We start from the raw sequence: 14,065 nt of genomic DNA on the forward strand, positions 1-14,065 counted from the left end.
CTTAATGTGCTCTCCGTGCGAGCAGGACTGTCCGAGCAGGCGACTTCGCATGCCGCCGGGCAGCCGGGCCGACACCCCTCAAAGATTTTCAAAAAAGTTGTTGACGCGCGCGTAACGACTCGTCTAATATATCCCTTGCGCGATGGACCTGTAGCTCAGTTGGTTAGAGCGTCCGGCTGATAACCGGGAGGTCACAAGTTCGAATCTTGTCAGGTCCACCACTTTCTTTCGCAATAAACACCCCAGCGAGAGCCGAGTCGCCGCTGGGGTGTTTATTACTGTCTCCGTGGGGGTTTAGCTCAGCTGGGAGAGCGCGGGCTTTGCAAGCCTGAGGTCAGGGGTTCGATCCCCCTAACCTCCACCATGATGGACCTGTAGCTCAGTTGGTTAGAGCGTCCGGCTGATAACCGGGAGGTCACAAGTTCGAATCTTGTCAGGTCCACCATCAAAACTGTGAAGAGCCCTGGGGCGTTGCCTCGGGGCTTTTTTCTTGTCTGCGATAAATCTCATTTTGGTTTTGTGTGCTGTGCGAAAGATTGGGTAGTATAGCTATTCAATGCGGCGGGCTGCCGCGTGTTAACCGCTACGTACCGGAGGTGTTCCATGGTTCGTGTCGACATAGAGACCATCGTCATGGCCGCCGGTCCCGTGCCATCGCTTATCGTGCTTCGTGAGCGCAGCAGCAAATCGGACTCGCCCGCGCCGCTGCGTTCCCTTTCCATTCAGACTGGTTCGTTTGAGGCTGCGGCAATCAGCCGTGGCATCGATAGCGGCCGAGCCGAGCGCCCGATTACCCATGACCTGTTGCTCGATACTGTTGGCGCCCTGGGCGCCAAGCTCGAGCGCATCGAGATCGTTCGCGCCGAGCCGCCGGTGTTCTACGCGACGATCGTCGTACTGGCCGATGGTGACGAGTGCAAGATCGACGCCCGTCCCAGTGATGCCATTGCTCTTGCCGTGCGCAGCAATGCCCCCATGTTTGTGGAGGACGACATCATGAATCGCCTGGGCACTGTTTCTACCCACGCCGAGGAAGTCGACGACGAGCAGGAGTTCGAGAAGTTCGACGAGTTCGTCCATACGCTCTCCCCCGATGATTTCTAAATGCGGGGCGGCCAGGATGCGGAGTGTTCGCTGATGGCCGGCGGTATGTCGGCCGAGGCGGCTGCGATCGCCCGCGAGGCCCAGATGCGCTCGGAGGCTTCTGAGGCGGCTCGCATTGCCTATGTGACGCAGGCCCGCACGCTTCGCGAACGCCGCGGCTCGTTTATCAAGATGGTTGTCATCTCCGCCCTTGTCGCGGCAATCTGCTCGCGCCTTCGTGGTACAGTTGGTGCGCTTGGGTTTTCGATCTCTACGGGCCTCGTGATCTGGGGCGTGGTCGATGCGGTAATGCTGACCAGTCAGATCAAGGTGCTCGACAAGCGCGCGATGGATATGATGCGCGCCCGCGACGCTGCCGCCAAGATCGCCGCCGAGGCGCAAGAACTGTAACGACGCCAGACTCGATGGGAAGGTCTAAAGATGGCACAGGATATGCAGGACGCCGGTAACGTCTCCGCCGAGCTCGACGCCATGGTGTGTGACCTGATCGGTGCGTTCTTGGACGACCTGGCCGCCGGTGAAAACCCTGGCGTGGTCGTGGCAATTGAGGATGCCGCTTCCAACCGTTATCTGGCGGCGCTCGATGAGGATGGCGAAGAGGCGTGCCTCGAGGCGGCTACCAACTTTATCTCCGAGCACAAGATGGGTCTTAAGGACGAGGGCCTGGGCCGTATCGCCCGCTATGCCATCGGCTACACCGGCTGCGTTGAGATTGATGGCGGCTATCACGATGCTCTGCTCGTGAGCTTCTTCGAAACCACGCTCGAGAGTGGTTTTTCGGCATACGTGCTGTATGAGGGCATGGGTGCCGGCGATGGTTTTATGTGGAGCGACCCTGAACCTGCAGGTGAGGAAACCCCTCTTATCTAAAATCGCTAAAATAAACGAGTTTTCGGTAAAAGGCTCAATATTCCCGCTGAGCGTTGTGTTGCTGGGCGGGTCGCATACGCGTGCCGTTTGTATATGGATAGAAGATAGGGGAACTACATGCGCGTAGACAATCTGAGGAACATCGCCATCATCGCCCACGTCGACCACGGCAAGACGACGATGGTCGACAAGCTCCTGCGTGCCACGGACGCCTTCCGTGCCAACCAGCAGGTCGAGGACCGCGTCCTGGACTCTAACGACCAGGAGCGCGAGCGCGGCATCACGATTCTCGCCAAGAACATCTCTATCGAGTACAAGGACGTCAAGATCAACGTCATCGACACCCCGGGCCACGCCGACTTTGGCGGCGAGGTCGAGCGCGTGCTGCGTATGGCCGACGGCGCCCTGCTGCTGGTCGACGCCTTTGAGGGCCCCATGCCCCAGACCCGCTTCGTGCTGCGTCACGCTATCGACACCGGCCTCAAGATTATGATCGTCATCAACAAGATTGACCGTCCGGGTGCTAACCCCGAGAAGGCCTACAACGACTGCCTCGACCTTATGGCCGACCTGGGCGCCACCGACGACCAGCTTGAGTTCGCCATGGAGCACGTGGTCTACGCCAGCGCCATGAATGGCTTTGCCCGTCTTGATCCCAACGACGGCAACATGGACATGTATCCGCTGCTCGATATGATCATCGACGACATGCCCGCGCCCGAGGTTGACGAGAACGCCCCGCTGGCCATGCAGTGCGTGACCATCGACCACTCCAACTTCGTTGGCCGTATCGGCATCGGCCGCGTGTACTCCGGTACCATCCACCAGGGCGACCAGATCCTGGTTGTCAAGAACGACGGCTCCAGCGCCATCGCTACCGTCAAGCAGCTCTTTACCTTCGACTACCTGGGCCGCACCGAGTGCCAGGAAGTCGGCGCCGGCGACATCGCCGCCGTCGTGGGCATCGACCGCACCGATATCGGCGATGTCTACACCGACCCCGAGAACCCCGTCGAGCTCGAGCCCATCGAGATCGACCCGCCGACCCTGTCCATCGTCTTCGAGGCTTCGACCTCCCCGCTCGTCGGCCGCGACGGCGACATCGTGGGCGCCCGTCAGCTCAAGGAGCGCCTGTTCAACGAGGCCGAGAACAACGTGACCATGAAGATCGAGGAGCTCGAGGACAAGAGCGGCGTCGAGGTCTCGGGTCGCGGCATCCTGCACCTGTCCGTCCTGATGGAGTCCATGCGTCGCGAGGGCTTTGAGTTCCAGGTCGGCCGTCCCCGCGTTCTGTTTAAGAAGGACGAGAACGGCAACAAGATGGAGCCCGTCGAGCAGGCTGTTGTCGAGTGCCCGGACGAGTACTCGGGCAAGGTCGTTGAGGTCTTCGGTACCTCCGGCGGCATCATGACGAGCATGGATACCTCGGGCATCGTGACGCACCTCGAGTTTAAGATCCCGACCCGCGGCATCATGGGTCTTAAGAACCGCATCATGAACGTCACCCACGGCGAGGGCGTGTTCTACCACACCTTCCTGGAGTACGGTCCCTACGCCGGTGAGATCGGCAACCGTCAGAACGGCGCCATGATCTCCATGACCACCGAGAAGGCCGTTGCCTACGCCCTGGGTACGCTGCAGGAGCGCGGCCAGCTGTTTGTTGAGCCGGGTACCGAGTGCTACGAGGGCATGATCGTGGGCGAGCGCAGCAAGGCAGGCGACATGGTCGTCAACATCGCCCGTACCAAGAACCTGGGCAACCAGCGTTCCTCGACCTCCGACATCTCCGTGCAGCTGGTGCCGCCTCGCACCTTTTCTCTGGAAGAGGCGCTGGAGTACATCGCCGACGACGAGCTGGTCGAGATCACTCCCAAGAACATCCGCCTGCGCAAGCGTCTGCTCAACGCCACCGACCGCAAGAAGGCTGCCGTCCGCGCCGGCCAGGTCAACAAATAGGCGCTGGGCTTTATAGCGACTAACAAGAAAGGGCGTCGACCGCGATGGTCGGCGCCCTTTTTGGTGCAAGGGGGACAGGTTCGCTTGCACCACCACAAAGGTGCCTGTCCCCTTTGTGGTGGTTGGCGGCTAGGCGGTGGGGAGTTCCGGCGTATTAGCCGGCTGTTGCGACTTGAGGTGAGCGTTGCGCCAGATGATCTGGATAACATAGCCGAGCGTGAAGACAAAGGCCACGCCGCTGATGAAATCGCCTACGAGGGGGATTGCCGTAAGCGCGCCCGCGGCCACGCCGCCCGCGGCTGCCATGGCGTAGCGGTTCTGGTTGTGTCCGACCATGCGGGCGATCGCGCACCCCGCAAAGGCGCTCGACACCAACGCGATGCCAATAACACCGCACATGAGGGCTCCGGCAAGCGACAGACCAGCGATAGAGATAATTAGCAGTAGGACGGCGGGGACGATAGCAATCGTGCCCAGAAGACCGCTCACCCACAGGGGCATGGGGCGCTGGTGGAGCATGCCGGCGGCGCTGGCGGTTGCGCGCGGAAAGACGAGTTCGAGCAGTAGGGCGACAAAGCAGGTGGAAAGCGCCGCGGCGACGATACCGCCGATGACATCGTTAACGGTGGAAGTATCTTCGTTCTCGGTGCGGTCGATCTTGAGCGCACCGACCTCGGCTCCCGCGGCGCGCTCGGGGTCCTCGGAGACGTGCGCGTTCACGGTGCCGGTGATGTGGGCGTTCTTGCCCAGGATGAGCTTATCGGCCCAAACCTCGACATCGCCCTCGACGGTGCCATCGATAGTCACCGTATCGCCCGCAAGCGCTGCCGACTTGGTAGAGCCGCGCAGGGCAACCGTCTCGCCTATCGCATAGAAACAGTTGGCGGTGCTGTCGGAATTGAGCACGACATGCTGGCCGGCAACGGTCACGCTGCCATCAACCGTAGTCTTGGCAATGTCGATGGTGCGCGCCGCCAAGCGGACGGCGCCGCCCACCGTGCAGTCGCGGATGGAGAGGCTCTCGCCTGCTGCAATTATGTCGCGGCCGATGGACGCATCGTCCAAGTTGAGGGCCTGACCTGCCCAGTACAGGTCACCTTCGACGCCGGACGAATTGGCGTCATTGTCGGTCGCAAGTACGTTGCCTGCGGTGTCTGTGCCGGCGAACGACGCCGTGGGAAGCGCGGTGATCGCCAGCGCGATGAGTGCGAATAGGATGGTGATGCGGCCCCACGCTTTACAGCGCTGGGTCGACGGGAATTGATTGCGGGGCATAGTGAATCCTTCGTTAGATGCTCGATATGCATCTAACAGGGTACCCAACGCGTGGGCGCTCTAAAAGAACCTCTCGGTTGTATTTCGAAGGATGAGCCCGCGCAATCTACTTTTTGCGGTGCAAAAAGCGCGCGATGTCCTCTTCGGTGGGGCTTTTGATGTCAAAGCGCAGCGAGAGCCAGCGCAGACCCATGGTCACGACAACGCATACGACCAGCGCGGCGACATTGCTCATGATGCCGCTCATAACGAGACACACATAGCTTGTCGATCCGGCGATGGCGGCGATGGCATAAAAGTTAGTACGTTGGAAAATGCCCGGAACCACGCCCATAAAGCCGTCGCGCAACATGCCACCGCCCACCGCGGTGAAAAAGCCCATCATGATGCACACCGCCGGCGCAAAGCCGTAGACCAGCGCCTTGTCTGCTCCAGTGGCGGCGTAGATGCCGACCGAGATGATGTCGAGCAGGGGAATGAGTTTTTCGGGCTTGTCGACGATTGCCGGGAAAATATAGATGATGGCTGCCGTGGCAATGGAAAGCGGCAGCGCCATTGGCTGGTTGAGGATGTAGACGTTGCCCACCTGCAGCGTCATGTCGCGTAAAAGACCGCCGCCCAAGCCACAGACCACGGCGAGCGCAACTGCACCCACCAGGTCGAGTTTGTGCTCGCGCGCGACCAACACGCCCGAGATTGAAGCCGCGACGACGGCGAACATTTCGAGCCAAAACGGGATGGCGACCATGGCATCCGTGGCGTGTGAGGTAACGGTCATAGCGGCGACGACGGGCAAGATGGAATCCTTTGAGTTGCAGGTTTGGACAATGCCCGTACATAGTACATGGTTGGCGGCGATTGAGACCCTATTGCTCGGCAAACGGTAGGGGTTGGGTGCGGTCATAGGTTCCAAACATGTATACCAGCCTCCAAAGATGTCGAAAAATGTCGTTTTTGGCGGATGATGTACATGTTTTGGCGCGCGCCGAGCGGGCGACGTTACTCGGAGGGCGTCTCTATGTCCTTCGTGCCCTTCCAGTTGCGGATAAGTGCCTTGCGCAGTTCGTTTTGCTTTCGCTGATAATCGGCATCGGTGCAGCGGGGCATACCGAGCTCTTCGCGAATGCTATTCATGGCGCGATGAAAAGCAAGTTGATTGCTAAATTGCGCCGAGGTGAGCGTAACGATTCGATATCCCATTTGGGCAAGTACGGCTTCGCGTTCCGCATCTGCTCCCTTACGTTCGACCGCGTCGTGAAAGCCACCCTTATATTCGATGCCGAGCTCTCTGCGCTTATAGGTAATGAGGGCATCGATTTTGAGTGTTTGGGCTTTGGTGCAATGCCAAAGACGTTGAGGGATCTCGAGCGGTCGGTTGAACTCGATGCCTCGAATGCCAACGCCGCCTTCGCTTGTCGGAAGTGAAAGGGCGATTGCCGATGCAGTCTCCATAGGCGAGGCCGAGTGGTCGTAGACATGTCTGAGCGCGAGTCGCGCGCGTGTGGCACCGGGTTTGCCGGGGTATTGATCGAGCAGCTCGACAATTTCATCCTTGGAGGTGGTTGCTGGTTGCTCGGTATAAGGGTCAGAGGGATTAAGGCCCATGCGATAGTCGCCGCAAACTTCGTAGCCATACTCGAGGTATTCGATTCTATCCATCCACTCGGCGGCGAGCACGAAGGTGAAGGCTTCGTCGGTGATAAAGATGCCGGGCGTAAGCTCGTCAATATGGCCGTAGGGTAGGCTTTGGCCGAGAACATGGCAAGTGACACCGTTGGTGCGAATTCGCTCGAAAGCAAACACTACGGAGATATCGATAGTCTTGAACATATCGGGCGGAATGCCGCAGTCGGTGAGGGCCTGTCGTATGCGCGCGATGCGTTGCTGGGTGGAGAGACCTCTTGCGCCTATCTGGTAATCGTGTTGCGCGACCGCTTGAACCAGGCCTTGTGGCGCGTGATGGACGAGCCATGCAGTTTTATGCGAAATGAGAACAGGGGTATCCATTGGGGACCTCTCGCTCTGAGTCGATACCCAACTCTTATGTCCGTTGAGGTGGGGAAATATACCGGATGCTGGCAAAACGGTCGATCGTCCGCCGAGCATAATATGCAAAGGTGTACATCAGCCTCCAAAGATGTCGAGAAATGTCGTTTTTGGAGGGTGATGTACATGTTTTTGAGGGAGGGGCGGGTTCGAATCCCTCCTCCGCCGCCGTATTTGTATGTAAGGGGCTCAAAACAAAAAAAGCTCCCGTTGCTGGGAGCTTTTTCAACCAAAATGGCGGAGGAGGAGGGATTCGAACCCTCGTGACCTTATACAGGCCAAACGGTTTTCGAGACCGCCGCATTCAACCACTCTGCCACCCCTCCGCGTGGGGTAAAAACAAAGCAGGCTCAAAGGCCTGCTTTGGAATTAACTGGCGGAGAGTCAGGGATTTGAACCCTGGAGACGCTTTTGACGCCTACACGATTTCCAATCGTGCTCCTTCGGCCACTCGGACAACTCTCCGTTAAATGCGAAAGTCAGTATACACGAGGAATCGCAAAGTGCAAACAGAAAAGTTGGCATTTTTTGAAACGCTTGGCTTCGTGACGGGATCTAGGGGGCCAAAAACGGGCTCTGACCAGCATGACTGAATGCGGCAAATTGTTCAAAATGGGTATTTATAAACGACGCCGAACCAATTTTAAAAATAGTTGAACGGTGTTGTGAACCACTGGTATGCGTTTCGCGACCACAGCCTTGCAGTTGCTGACCTGCAGTTTGATTCGGTTTGTCCCCGCAGCGCCGTATCTTGTCCACAAATCCGTCAAGCATTTGGTCAGCATTTGGTTGGAAGACGCATGAAGTGCCGTGTGAGTATGGACATATGTGGAGGTCATGAGGTTGTAGCTGCATATTCTTGCAGCCTGGAAGGTTGAAAGATATTATTACCAAGTCTTTTCCTGCTTCAGGCGCACCTTCACGACCTGAAGCCACATTTGCCCAGAGGAGGTGACAATATGAAGGCTTATGAACTGCTGTTCTTTGTTGACCCGTCGCTCGACCCCGAGACTCGTCTCGCTGTTATGAAGCGTATCGATACCACGATCGCTGAGGGCGCTGGCAAGGTCGACTCCGTTGACGAGTGGGGCAAGCGCAAGCTCGCCTACGAGATCAACGACCTCACCGATGGTGACTACACCCTCATCAACTTCCACGCAGATCCTACCCAGATCGCCGAGCTTGATCGCGTCCTGCGCATCACCGACGCTGTGGTCCGCCACATGATCGTCCGTCGCGACGACCAGGAGTAAGACTGTCGTTTTGGACTGGGCTTGTGCCCCAAGAGGAAGTAGTGAGTTATGAGCATCAATCGAGTGAACATCACCGGTAACCTCACCCGCGATCCCGAGCTGCGCGCCACCGCCGGCGGAACCCAGGTTCTGTCCTTTGGCGTCGCCGTGAACGATCGTCGCCGCAACGCGCAGACTGGCGAGTGGGAGGACTATCCCAACTTTGTCGACTGCACCATGTTCGGCACCCGCGCCGAGGCCGTGAGCCGTTTCCTGGCAAAGGGAAACAAGGTCGCGATCGAGGGCAAGCTGCGCTACAGCTCTTGGGAGCGCGACGGCCAGCGCCGGAGCAAGCTTGAGGTCATCGTCGATGAGATCGAGTTTATGAGCTCCCGTGGTGGCCAGGGTGGCTACGACCAGGGCGGTTACGCCCCCGCAGCTCCCGCGCCCGCAGCACGTCCTGCCGCACCGGTGGCTACGCCGCCCGCGGTCGACGTCTACGATGAGGACATCCCGTTCTAAGGGTTGTTCACCTATTTTTGAGTGAGAGGCGGCTTCGGTTCGCCGAAGTTGCCAAACGAAAGGTATTTTGACATGGCTAATGATTTTTCTGCACGTCAGCCGCGTCGTAAGTACTGCCAGTTCTGCAAGGAGAACACTGAGTTCATCGACTATAAGGACACTCAGCTTCTCCGTAAGTACATGACCGACCGTGGCAAGATTAAGCCCCGTCGCGTCACTGGCGCTTGCACGCAGCATCAGCATGACATCGCCAACGCCATCAAGCGCGCCCGCGAGATGGCTCTCCTGCCGTACACCGTCCCCGTGGTTTCCTCTCGTGGCAACCGCGACCGCGGCTAAGAAGGGAGACGCATCATGAAGGTTATTCTTCTCGATGAGATCAAGGGCAAGGGCGGCGAGGGTGACGTCGTAGAGGTCGCTCAGGGTTACGCTGAGAACTTCCTGTTCCCCAAGAAGCTCGCTGTTGCCGCCACCAAGGGCAACCTCAAGCAGCTTGACGAGCGTCGCAACAACATCGCCAAGCGCGAGGCCGTCCGTCTGGCTACCGCCAACGAGACCAAGGCTGCCTTTGAGGGCAAGACGGTCACCGTTGACGTCAAGGTCGGCGACGAGGGCATCCTCTTTGGCTCCGTTACCGCCGCTATGATCGCTGACGCCATCAAGGCTCAGCTCGGTATGGACATCGACCGCAAGCGCGTCGAGCTCGGTAAGCCCATCAAGGTTGCCGGTGCCCACACCGTTGCCATCTCGCTGTACCGCGAGATCAAGGCCGAGGTTGTCGTTCTCGTCGGCGTTACCGCCGAGGAGCTCGCTGCCGAGGCTGAGGTCGAGGAGGCCGCTGAGGTCGCCGAGGCCGAGACCGCCGAGGTCGAGACCGAGGCTGCTGCCGAGTAGCATTTGCTGCAACGCAACAATCTTGTTCTAAGAAGGGCGCTCTGGGAGACCGGGGCGCCCTTTTATTTTTTGCGCTGAGTGGGTGTCACGTCATACATTGAGATGCAGTCCCACATAAGCGTTGTGTTAGACCACTTTGGATAAGTGTCCTGCACGCAGTACACGCGACGGGGCCCCGGTTGCGACAATTCCATCATCAGGAGAGATGGAGGTTGCAATGGAAGACGTGCTCACCCAGCTGACGAGGCAGTTCCTCCCGCAGATGACGGCTACCGAGAAGAGCAGGGCCCTGAGATCGCTCAAGGCGCTGATAGACGCGGAGCTTTTCGAACTCGCGGCAAGCGAGGGGGCGGAAGACGATCCCGACAGAGCCTGCCCCTGGTGCGGCTCCCCGCATTACGTGAAGAGGGGGCGAGACGGGTGCGGCCGTCAGCGGTTCCTCTGCCGAGGGTGCGCCAGGACCTTCATCGACGCCACCATGCGCATCTTCTCCACCACCAAGCTCGACAGGTCGGCCTGGATGAGGTTCGCGGAGTGCCACGTGGACATGCTCCCGCTGCGCGAGTCGGCGGAAAAGTGCGGCGTGTGCCTCAAGACGGCGTTCTTCATGCGCCACAGGCTGCTCGAGGCCATGGCCAAGCGCATGCCCGCCTTCCGCGTGGAGGCCGGCGGCGGGGCCGAGCTCGACGAGTGCTTCTTCAGGGAGAGCTTCAAGGGAAACCGCTCCAGGTCGGAGTCCGGCATGCCCAGGAAGCCCCGCACAAGGTCGCAGGGAACCGACGGGCACGAGAAGATATGCGTGCTCACCGGCATCAACGACGCCGGCGACATCTTCTACGAGATCGCGGGGAGGGGCGGCCTCGACGAGCGGCAGCCAGGGAGCTGCTCGCCGACAAGCTCGCGGTCGGCGCGATAATCTCGACGGACCGTGCGCACGTGTACCGCCGCGTCCTGCCCGCCCTCGGCGTCGGCGCGCACATCGCCAGCAAGAGGGAGGAGCACGCCATCAACAGGGTGAACAGCCTCCACTCCCAGATGAGGCACTTCATCGGCAGGTTCCGGGGTGTCTCCACGAGACGCCTCGAGAACTACCTCGCCTGGTTCAAGTGGACATGGTGCTTCAAGGTCCGCAGGAGCGCGGACGAGCTCGCCGAGCTCATAGTGAGGCAGGCAGCCCGCGGCACGTACGAGAAGACCTGGCGCCAGTACAAGGTGACCCCCTATCCGTTCTACGAGTACTGGATCAAGCAGGCGAAATGGGACTCGCGTGCGCGGAGGGCCATATACGGCGTGGCGTGATGTCCAGGGCGGTCTGGCGCAGCGCATCTGCGGCAAGCGCTGAAGTCGTGCCCCGATGCAAATAGCAACAGCTAGCGATATTCTTCGGGAACGTCGAAACCGTACTCACGGCATAGGAGCATGACATCGTGGGCGTCGTGCTCGTCATGCTGATAGCCCAAGTGAAACAACAGCTGGCTTTCGGGGTCGATGCACGACACCTCCACCTCGCCGATGCGCCCCCTCCCCGAAAAGACCTCCCCGGGAAAACGATCTCCCTGATACAGAATATCGCCATTCTCGGCGAAATCGAAGCAATGCAGGTCGACGATGCGCCCCGCCTCGTCTTGCCACACCGTGTGATCTTCGGTGGTGAAAGATGCAGCCACCTCGGAAAACCCCTCATCAGCAATTAGATCCACGAACCTTTGGTAATCCCCGCGCTGAACGAACAGGTCGATGTCGTTATGAGCCCTGGTCTCACGCCCGACAAGCGCATCGATGCCCCAGCCGCCATCAAGGTATACGCCAATGCCCGCACCTGCGGAAAGGCCGATTATCCAACACGCATCATCCTTGGTGACCATAGGAGCTCCTTCGCTTTCGCCTGCTATCTAAGCAAGAAAGATTATAGGAAAAGTCCCAGTATCCAAAGCGGTCGGGACTGCGGACAAAATAGTTGGACCGTTGAGGTCCGGAACGGAGTCCGCATGGCATACAGTAGGAGAATGGTGGAGAGGGCCAGGGCGCTTCGCGGCGCCGGGCTCACCGTCATGGAGATAACCGAGATACTCGGCGGGCCCGGCAAGACGTCCGTCTGGCGCTGGATCAGGGACGTGCGCAAGCCCGCGGGAAGGGCCGGTGGAGGAATGGACCTGCCGCGACTCGTCGGGGACGGCCCCGACTACCCCGACATCGACCCGGAGGACAAGGACGCCCTGATCGAGCGGCTCAGGCTCGAGAACGCGGTGCTGAGGGCGGTGCAGGACGTTTTAAAAGCCGCGAGCCTCGACGGGATGTCGAACAGGGAGAAGACCCTGGTGATAGACCGCCTGAGGCCGTGCGGGAAGTGGTCCTTGAGAGAACTCACGAGTTCCTTGGGGATATCAAAGAGCTCCTATGAGTACCAGCGCCGCGCGATCGCGAGGCCCGACCGGCGCGCGCCCCTGCGCGCGCTCGTGCGCAGGATCGGCCGATACAATACGGAGAGGCGCAGCGATGCGCTCGGCGGCCGCACGCCGGCCGAGTTCCGCGCCGCGCTGGGAAGGGCCGCGTAACGGTCCAAGAAATCGTCCGCAGTCCCGTCTAACACAACGTACATAAGGGACCGTTCGCCCGTTTGGTTCGGTGATGATTGTTAAGGCGCGCCTCGATTTAAAGCTGTGGCTGATACTATGGATGCTCGCAAGCGATATGAATGAGGATGCTCATGGCATATGACGATAGGGAGACATGGCTGACGGTCGAGGACCGCGGCTCCAAGTTGGGTCTCCCCCAAAACCAAGATGCAGAGGCCAACGTACTGGCCGCCATGCTGCTATCGCCCGAGGTGGTCGAAGAAGCCCAGGTCGAGCTGCAGCCCGATGATTTCTACCGGCCCATTCATAAGACCATCTATACCGCGATGGTCGATATGTACAATAGTCGCATCCCCATCGACTCCATCTCGCTGATCGATTACCTGCGAAGCATCAACAAGCTCGATGCCGTGGGCGGCGAGGCGTACATTTTGGAGCTGATGGGTCAGACCCTGTCGCTCGTCAACTGGCAGCACCATGCCGCCATCGTTCGTCGCGACTCGATGCTGCGTGAGCTGATTGGCGCCACCAACGAGATTAACGCGCTGGCCTACAACGCCCCCACCGATACTAAAGAGATCGTGGAGCTGGCCGAGAGCAAGCTGCTCAAGGTTACGGCGCGCGAGGTTAAGTCGAGCTACAAGACACTGACCGAGTTTATGGTCGAGGCCTATAACGAGGCCGAGGAAGTGTGCCAGGCCGGTGGCCAGGCAGCGGGCGTGCCCACGGGCTTCCCCTCACTCGACCGCATGCTTATGGGCTTCCGTGAGGGCCAGCTCATCATTATCGGCGCCCGCCCCGCCGTGGGTAAGACCTCGTTCGCTCTAAACCTGGCGCTCAATGCCGCCGCTGCGGGCTACACCGTCGGCTTTTTCTCGCTGGAGATGTCGGGCAAGGAAATTGCCCAGCGCCTGATTTGCGCCTATGCCATGATTTCGATCAGTGATTTTCGCATGGGTCGCATTAGCCCCGAGCAGTGGGCCAATATCAACGAGGCCACGCAGACCTTGTCCAAGCTTGATATTCTGATTGACGATACGCCCGGCACCACGGTGACCGAGATTCGCGCCAAGAGCCGCCGCATGCTCCACAACAAGGAGCGCGCCATTATCATCCTGGACTACCTGCAGCTGGTGAGTCCTCCGCCGGGACGCCGCTCCGAGAGCCGTACCGTCGAGGTCTCCGAGATGTCGCGTGGTCTGAAGATCATGGCCAAGGAACTCAAGATCCCGCTCATCGCGCTGTCGCAGCTCTCGCGTCAGGTCGAATCCCGTACCGGCAAGCGCCCGCAGCTTTCCGACCTTCGTGAATCGGGCTCCATCGAGCAGGACGCCGATATCGTTATGTTCTTGGACCGCTCCGCCGACGAGGCCGAAGCCTCGCGCGACGATCGACCCGACGAGGGCGTTACGCGTATCGTCGTGGCCAAGAACCGTTCGGGCCCGATCGGCGACGTCGACCTGATGTTCCTGCCGGCATCCACCAAGTTCTATGAGCTTGATGGGGCACATGCCGAGGAGTAGGACAGGCGCCCGTTGCACGGGTATACTGGGAATGTTTTGTGCTTCTGCGTGCCGGCGTGGCGCGTAG

Annotated in this window: 16 protein-coding genes and 5 tRNA genes; 15 read left to right on the top strand and 6 right to left on the bottom strand. The window is 59.6% G+C overall.

What is annotated here, in order from left to right; genetic code table 11:
* The first annotated feature begins 144 nt into the window (after window positions 1-144).
* From DW899_RS03600 to typA, 7 genes are all read left to right on the top strand, one after another.
* Window positions 145-221, top strand: a tRNA-Ile gene (locus DW899_RS03600).
* A 67-nt stretch (window positions 222-288) separates the two neighbouring features.
* A tRNA-Ala gene (locus DW899_RS03605) sits at window positions 289-364 on the top strand.
* A gap of 4 nt (window positions 365-368) precedes the next feature.
* Window positions 369-445, top strand: a tRNA-Ile gene (locus tag DW899_RS03610).
* A 158-nt stretch (window positions 446-603) separates the two neighbouring features.
* The gene (locus tag DW899_RS03615) at window positions 604-1,104 is read left to right on the top strand and encodes a bifunctional nuclease family protein (protein WP_117634709.1); all 501 of its coding nucleotides are present in this window, start codon (window positions 604-606) and stop codon (window positions 1,102-1,104) included.
* Window positions 1,105-1,137: 33 nt separating this feature from the next.
* Window positions 1,138-1,494: a hypothetical protein gene (locus DW899_RS03620; protein WP_147327465.1), complete on the top strand. Its 357-nt coding sequence runs from the start codon at window positions 1,138-1,140 to the stop codon at window positions 1,492-1,494.
* A gap of 30 nt (window positions 1,495-1,524) precedes the next feature.
* Window positions 1,525-1,974: a hypothetical protein gene (locus tag DW899_RS03625; protein WP_089572580.1), complete on the top strand. Its 450-nt coding sequence runs from the start codon at window positions 1,525-1,527 to the stop codon at window positions 1,972-1,974.
* Between the two features lie 117 nt (window positions 1,975-2,091).
* A complete protein-coding gene (gene typA, locus DW899_RS03630; RefSeq protein ID WP_117800040.1) occupies window positions 2,092-3,930 on the top strand; it encodes a translational GTPase TypA in 1,839 nt (612 codons plus the stop codon).
* 129 nt (window positions 3,931-4,059) lie between these two features.
* Here typA and DW899_RS03635 read toward each other — a convergent pair whose 3' ends face one another.
* The 5 genes from DW899_RS03635 to DW899_RS03655 all read right to left on the bottom strand — a co-directional run bounded on the left by DW899_RS03635 (window position 4,060) and on the right by DW899_RS03655 (window position 7,716).
* Window positions 4,060-5,205: a polymer-forming cytoskeletal protein gene (locus DW899_RS03635; protein WP_117640653.1), complete on the bottom strand. Its 1,146-nt coding sequence runs from the start codon at window positions 5,203-5,205 to the stop codon at window positions 4,060-4,062.
* Window positions 5,206-5,311: 106 nt separating this feature from the next.
* On the bottom strand, window positions 5,312-6,109 hold the full coding sequence (locus tag DW899_RS03640; RefSeq protein WP_233539898.1) for a trimeric intracellular cation channel family protein: 798 nt from the start codon (window positions 6,107-6,109) through the stop codon (window positions 5,312-5,314).
* Window positions 6,110-6,204: 95 nt separating this feature from the next.
* Window positions 6,205-7,212: a hypothetical protein gene (locus DW899_RS03645; RefSeq protein WP_147349720.1), complete on the bottom strand. Its 1,008-nt coding sequence runs from the start codon at window positions 7,210-7,212 to the stop codon at window positions 6,205-6,207.
* A 274-nt stretch (window positions 7,213-7,486) separates the two neighbouring features.
* A tRNA-Ser gene (locus DW899_RS03650) sits at window positions 7,487-7,577 on the bottom strand.
* A 48-nt stretch (window positions 7,578-7,625) separates the two neighbouring features.
* Window positions 7,626-7,716, bottom strand: a tRNA-Ser gene (locus DW899_RS03655).
* Between the two features lie 494 nt (window positions 7,717-8,210).
* Here DW899_RS03655 and rpsF point away from each other — a divergent pair.
* The 6 genes from rpsF (at window position 8,211) to DW899_RS03685 (ending at window position 11,198) form a co-directional block, all read left to right on the top strand.
* A complete protein-coding gene (rpsF, locus tag DW899_RS03660) occupies window positions 8,211-8,504 on the top strand; it encodes a 30S ribosomal protein S6 (RefSeq protein WP_006235831.1) in 294 nt (97 codons plus the stop codon).
* A gap of 48 nt (window positions 8,505-8,552) precedes the next feature.
* Window positions 8,553-9,005, top strand: a complete 453-nt coding sequence (locus DW899_RS03665) for a single-stranded DNA-binding protein (RefSeq protein ID WP_006235830.1) — start codon at window positions 8,553-8,555, stop codon at window positions 9,003-9,005.
* A 72-nt stretch (window positions 9,006-9,077) separates the two neighbouring features.
* A complete protein-coding gene (rpsR, locus tag DW899_RS03670) occupies window positions 9,078-9,344 on the top strand; it encodes a 30S ribosomal protein S18 (RefSeq protein WP_006235829.1) in 267 nt (88 codons plus the stop codon).
* A gap of 15 nt (window positions 9,345-9,359) precedes the next feature.
* On the top strand, window positions 9,360-9,899 hold the full coding sequence (rplI, locus tag DW899_RS03675; protein WP_022094073.1) for a 50S ribosomal protein L9: 540 nt from the start codon (window positions 9,360-9,362) through the stop codon (window positions 9,897-9,899).
* A 217-nt stretch (window positions 9,900-10,116) separates the two neighbouring features.
* Entirely contained in the window at window positions 10,117-10,815 is a 699-nt protein-coding gene (locus tag DW899_RS03680; RefSeq protein WP_117800042.1) for an IS1 family transposase, read from the top strand.
* Window positions 10,816-10,835: 20 nt separating this feature from the next.
* A complete protein-coding gene (locus DW899_RS03685) occupies window positions 10,836-11,198 on the top strand; it encodes a hypothetical protein (protein ID WP_117800043.1) in 363 nt (120 codons plus the stop codon).
* Window positions 11,199-11,269: 71 nt separating this feature from the next.
* On the opposite strand, the gene DW899_RS03690 is transcribed toward DW899_RS03685, so the two are convergent.
* Window positions 11,270-11,764 (bottom strand): nucleotidyltransferase domain-containing protein, encoded by a 495-nt coding sequence (locus DW899_RS03690; RefSeq protein WP_117629780.1) that lies wholly within the window; start codon window positions 11,762-11,764, stop codon window positions 11,270-11,272.
* Between the two features lie 123 nt (window positions 11,765-11,887).
* Between DW899_RS03690 and DW899_RS03695 the strand changes: the two genes are divergently transcribed.
* Window positions 11,888-12,454: a hypothetical protein gene (locus tag DW899_RS03695; protein WP_117800044.1), complete on the top strand. Its 567-nt coding sequence runs from the start codon at window positions 11,888-11,890 to the stop codon at window positions 12,452-12,454.
* 146 nt (window positions 12,455-12,600) lie between these two features.
* Window positions 12,601-13,998 carry a replicative DNA helicase gene (gene dnaB, locus DW899_RS03700; RefSeq protein ID WP_117800045.1) on the top strand — a complete coding sequence of 466 codons (1,398 nt, stop codon included), beginning with the start codon at window positions 12,601-12,603 and terminating at the stop codon, window positions 13,996-13,998.
* The last annotated feature ends 67 nt before the right edge of the window (window positions 13,999-14,065 follow it).

The sequence above is a fragment of the Collinsella sp. AM41-2BH genome (genome assembly GCF_003468085.1).
Taxonomy (GTDB): domain Bacteria; phylum Actinomycetota; class Coriobacteriia; order Coriobacteriales; family Coriobacteriaceae; genus Collinsella.

Bases quoted from the DNA above. Each gene is read 5' to 3' on its own strand.
- typA (WP_117800040.1), top strand. From the start codon at position 2,092: ATGCGCGTAGACAATCTGAGGAACATCGCCATCATCGCCCACGTCGAC.
- DW899_RS03615 (WP_117634709.1), top strand. From the start codon at position 604: ATGGTTCGTGTCGACATAGAGACCATCGTCATGGCCGCCGGTCCCGTG.
- rplI (WP_022094073.1), top strand. From the start codon at position 9,360: ATGAAGGTTATTCTTCTCGATGAGATCAAGGGCAAGGGCGGCGAGGGT.
- DW899_RS03620 (WP_147327465.1), top strand. From the start codon at position 1,138: ATGGCCGGCGGTATGTCGGCCGAGGCGGCTGCGATCGCCCGCGAGGCC.
- DW899_RS03680 (WP_117800042.1), top strand. From the start codon at position 10,117: ATGGAAGACGTGCTCACCCAGCTGACGAGGCAGTTCCTCCCGCAGATG.
- DW899_RS03635 (WP_117640653.1), bottom strand. From the start codon at position 5,205: ATGCCCCGCAATCAATTCCCGTCGACCCAGCGCTGTAAAGCGTGGGGC.
- DW899_RS03665 (WP_006235830.1), top strand. From the start codon at position 8,553: ATGAGCATCAATCGAGTGAACATCACCGGTAACCTCACCCGCGATCCC.
- DW899_RS03625 (WP_089572580.1), top strand. From the start codon at position 1,525: ATGGCACAGGATATGCAGGACGCCGGTAACGTCTCCGCCGAGCTCGAC.
- DW899_RS03645 (WP_147349720.1), bottom strand. From the start codon at position 7,212: ATGGATACCCCTGTTCTCATTTCGCATAAAACTGCATGGCTCGTCCAT.
- DW899_RS03690 (WP_117629780.1), bottom strand. From the start codon at position 11,764: ATGGTCACCAAGGATGATGCGTGTTGGATAATCGGCCTTTCCGCAGGT.
- rpsR (WP_006235829.1), top strand. From the start codon at position 9,078: ATGGCTAATGATTTTTCTGCACGTCAGCCGCGTCGTAAGTACTGCCAG.
- dnaB (WP_117800045.1), top strand. From the start codon at position 12,601: ATGCTCATGGCATATGACGATAGGGAGACATGGCTGACGGTCGAGGAC.
- DW899_RS03695 (WP_117800044.1), top strand. From the start codon at position 11,888: ATGGCATACAGTAGGAGAATGGTGGAGAGGGCCAGGGCGCTTCGCGGC.
- DW899_RS03640 (WP_233539898.1), bottom strand. From the start codon at position 6,109: ATGACCGCACCCAACCCCTACCGTTTGCCGAGCAATAGGGTCTCAATC.
- rpsF (WP_006235831.1), top strand. From the start codon at position 8,211: ATGAAGGCTTATGAACTGCTGTTCTTTGTTGACCCGTCGCTCGACCCC.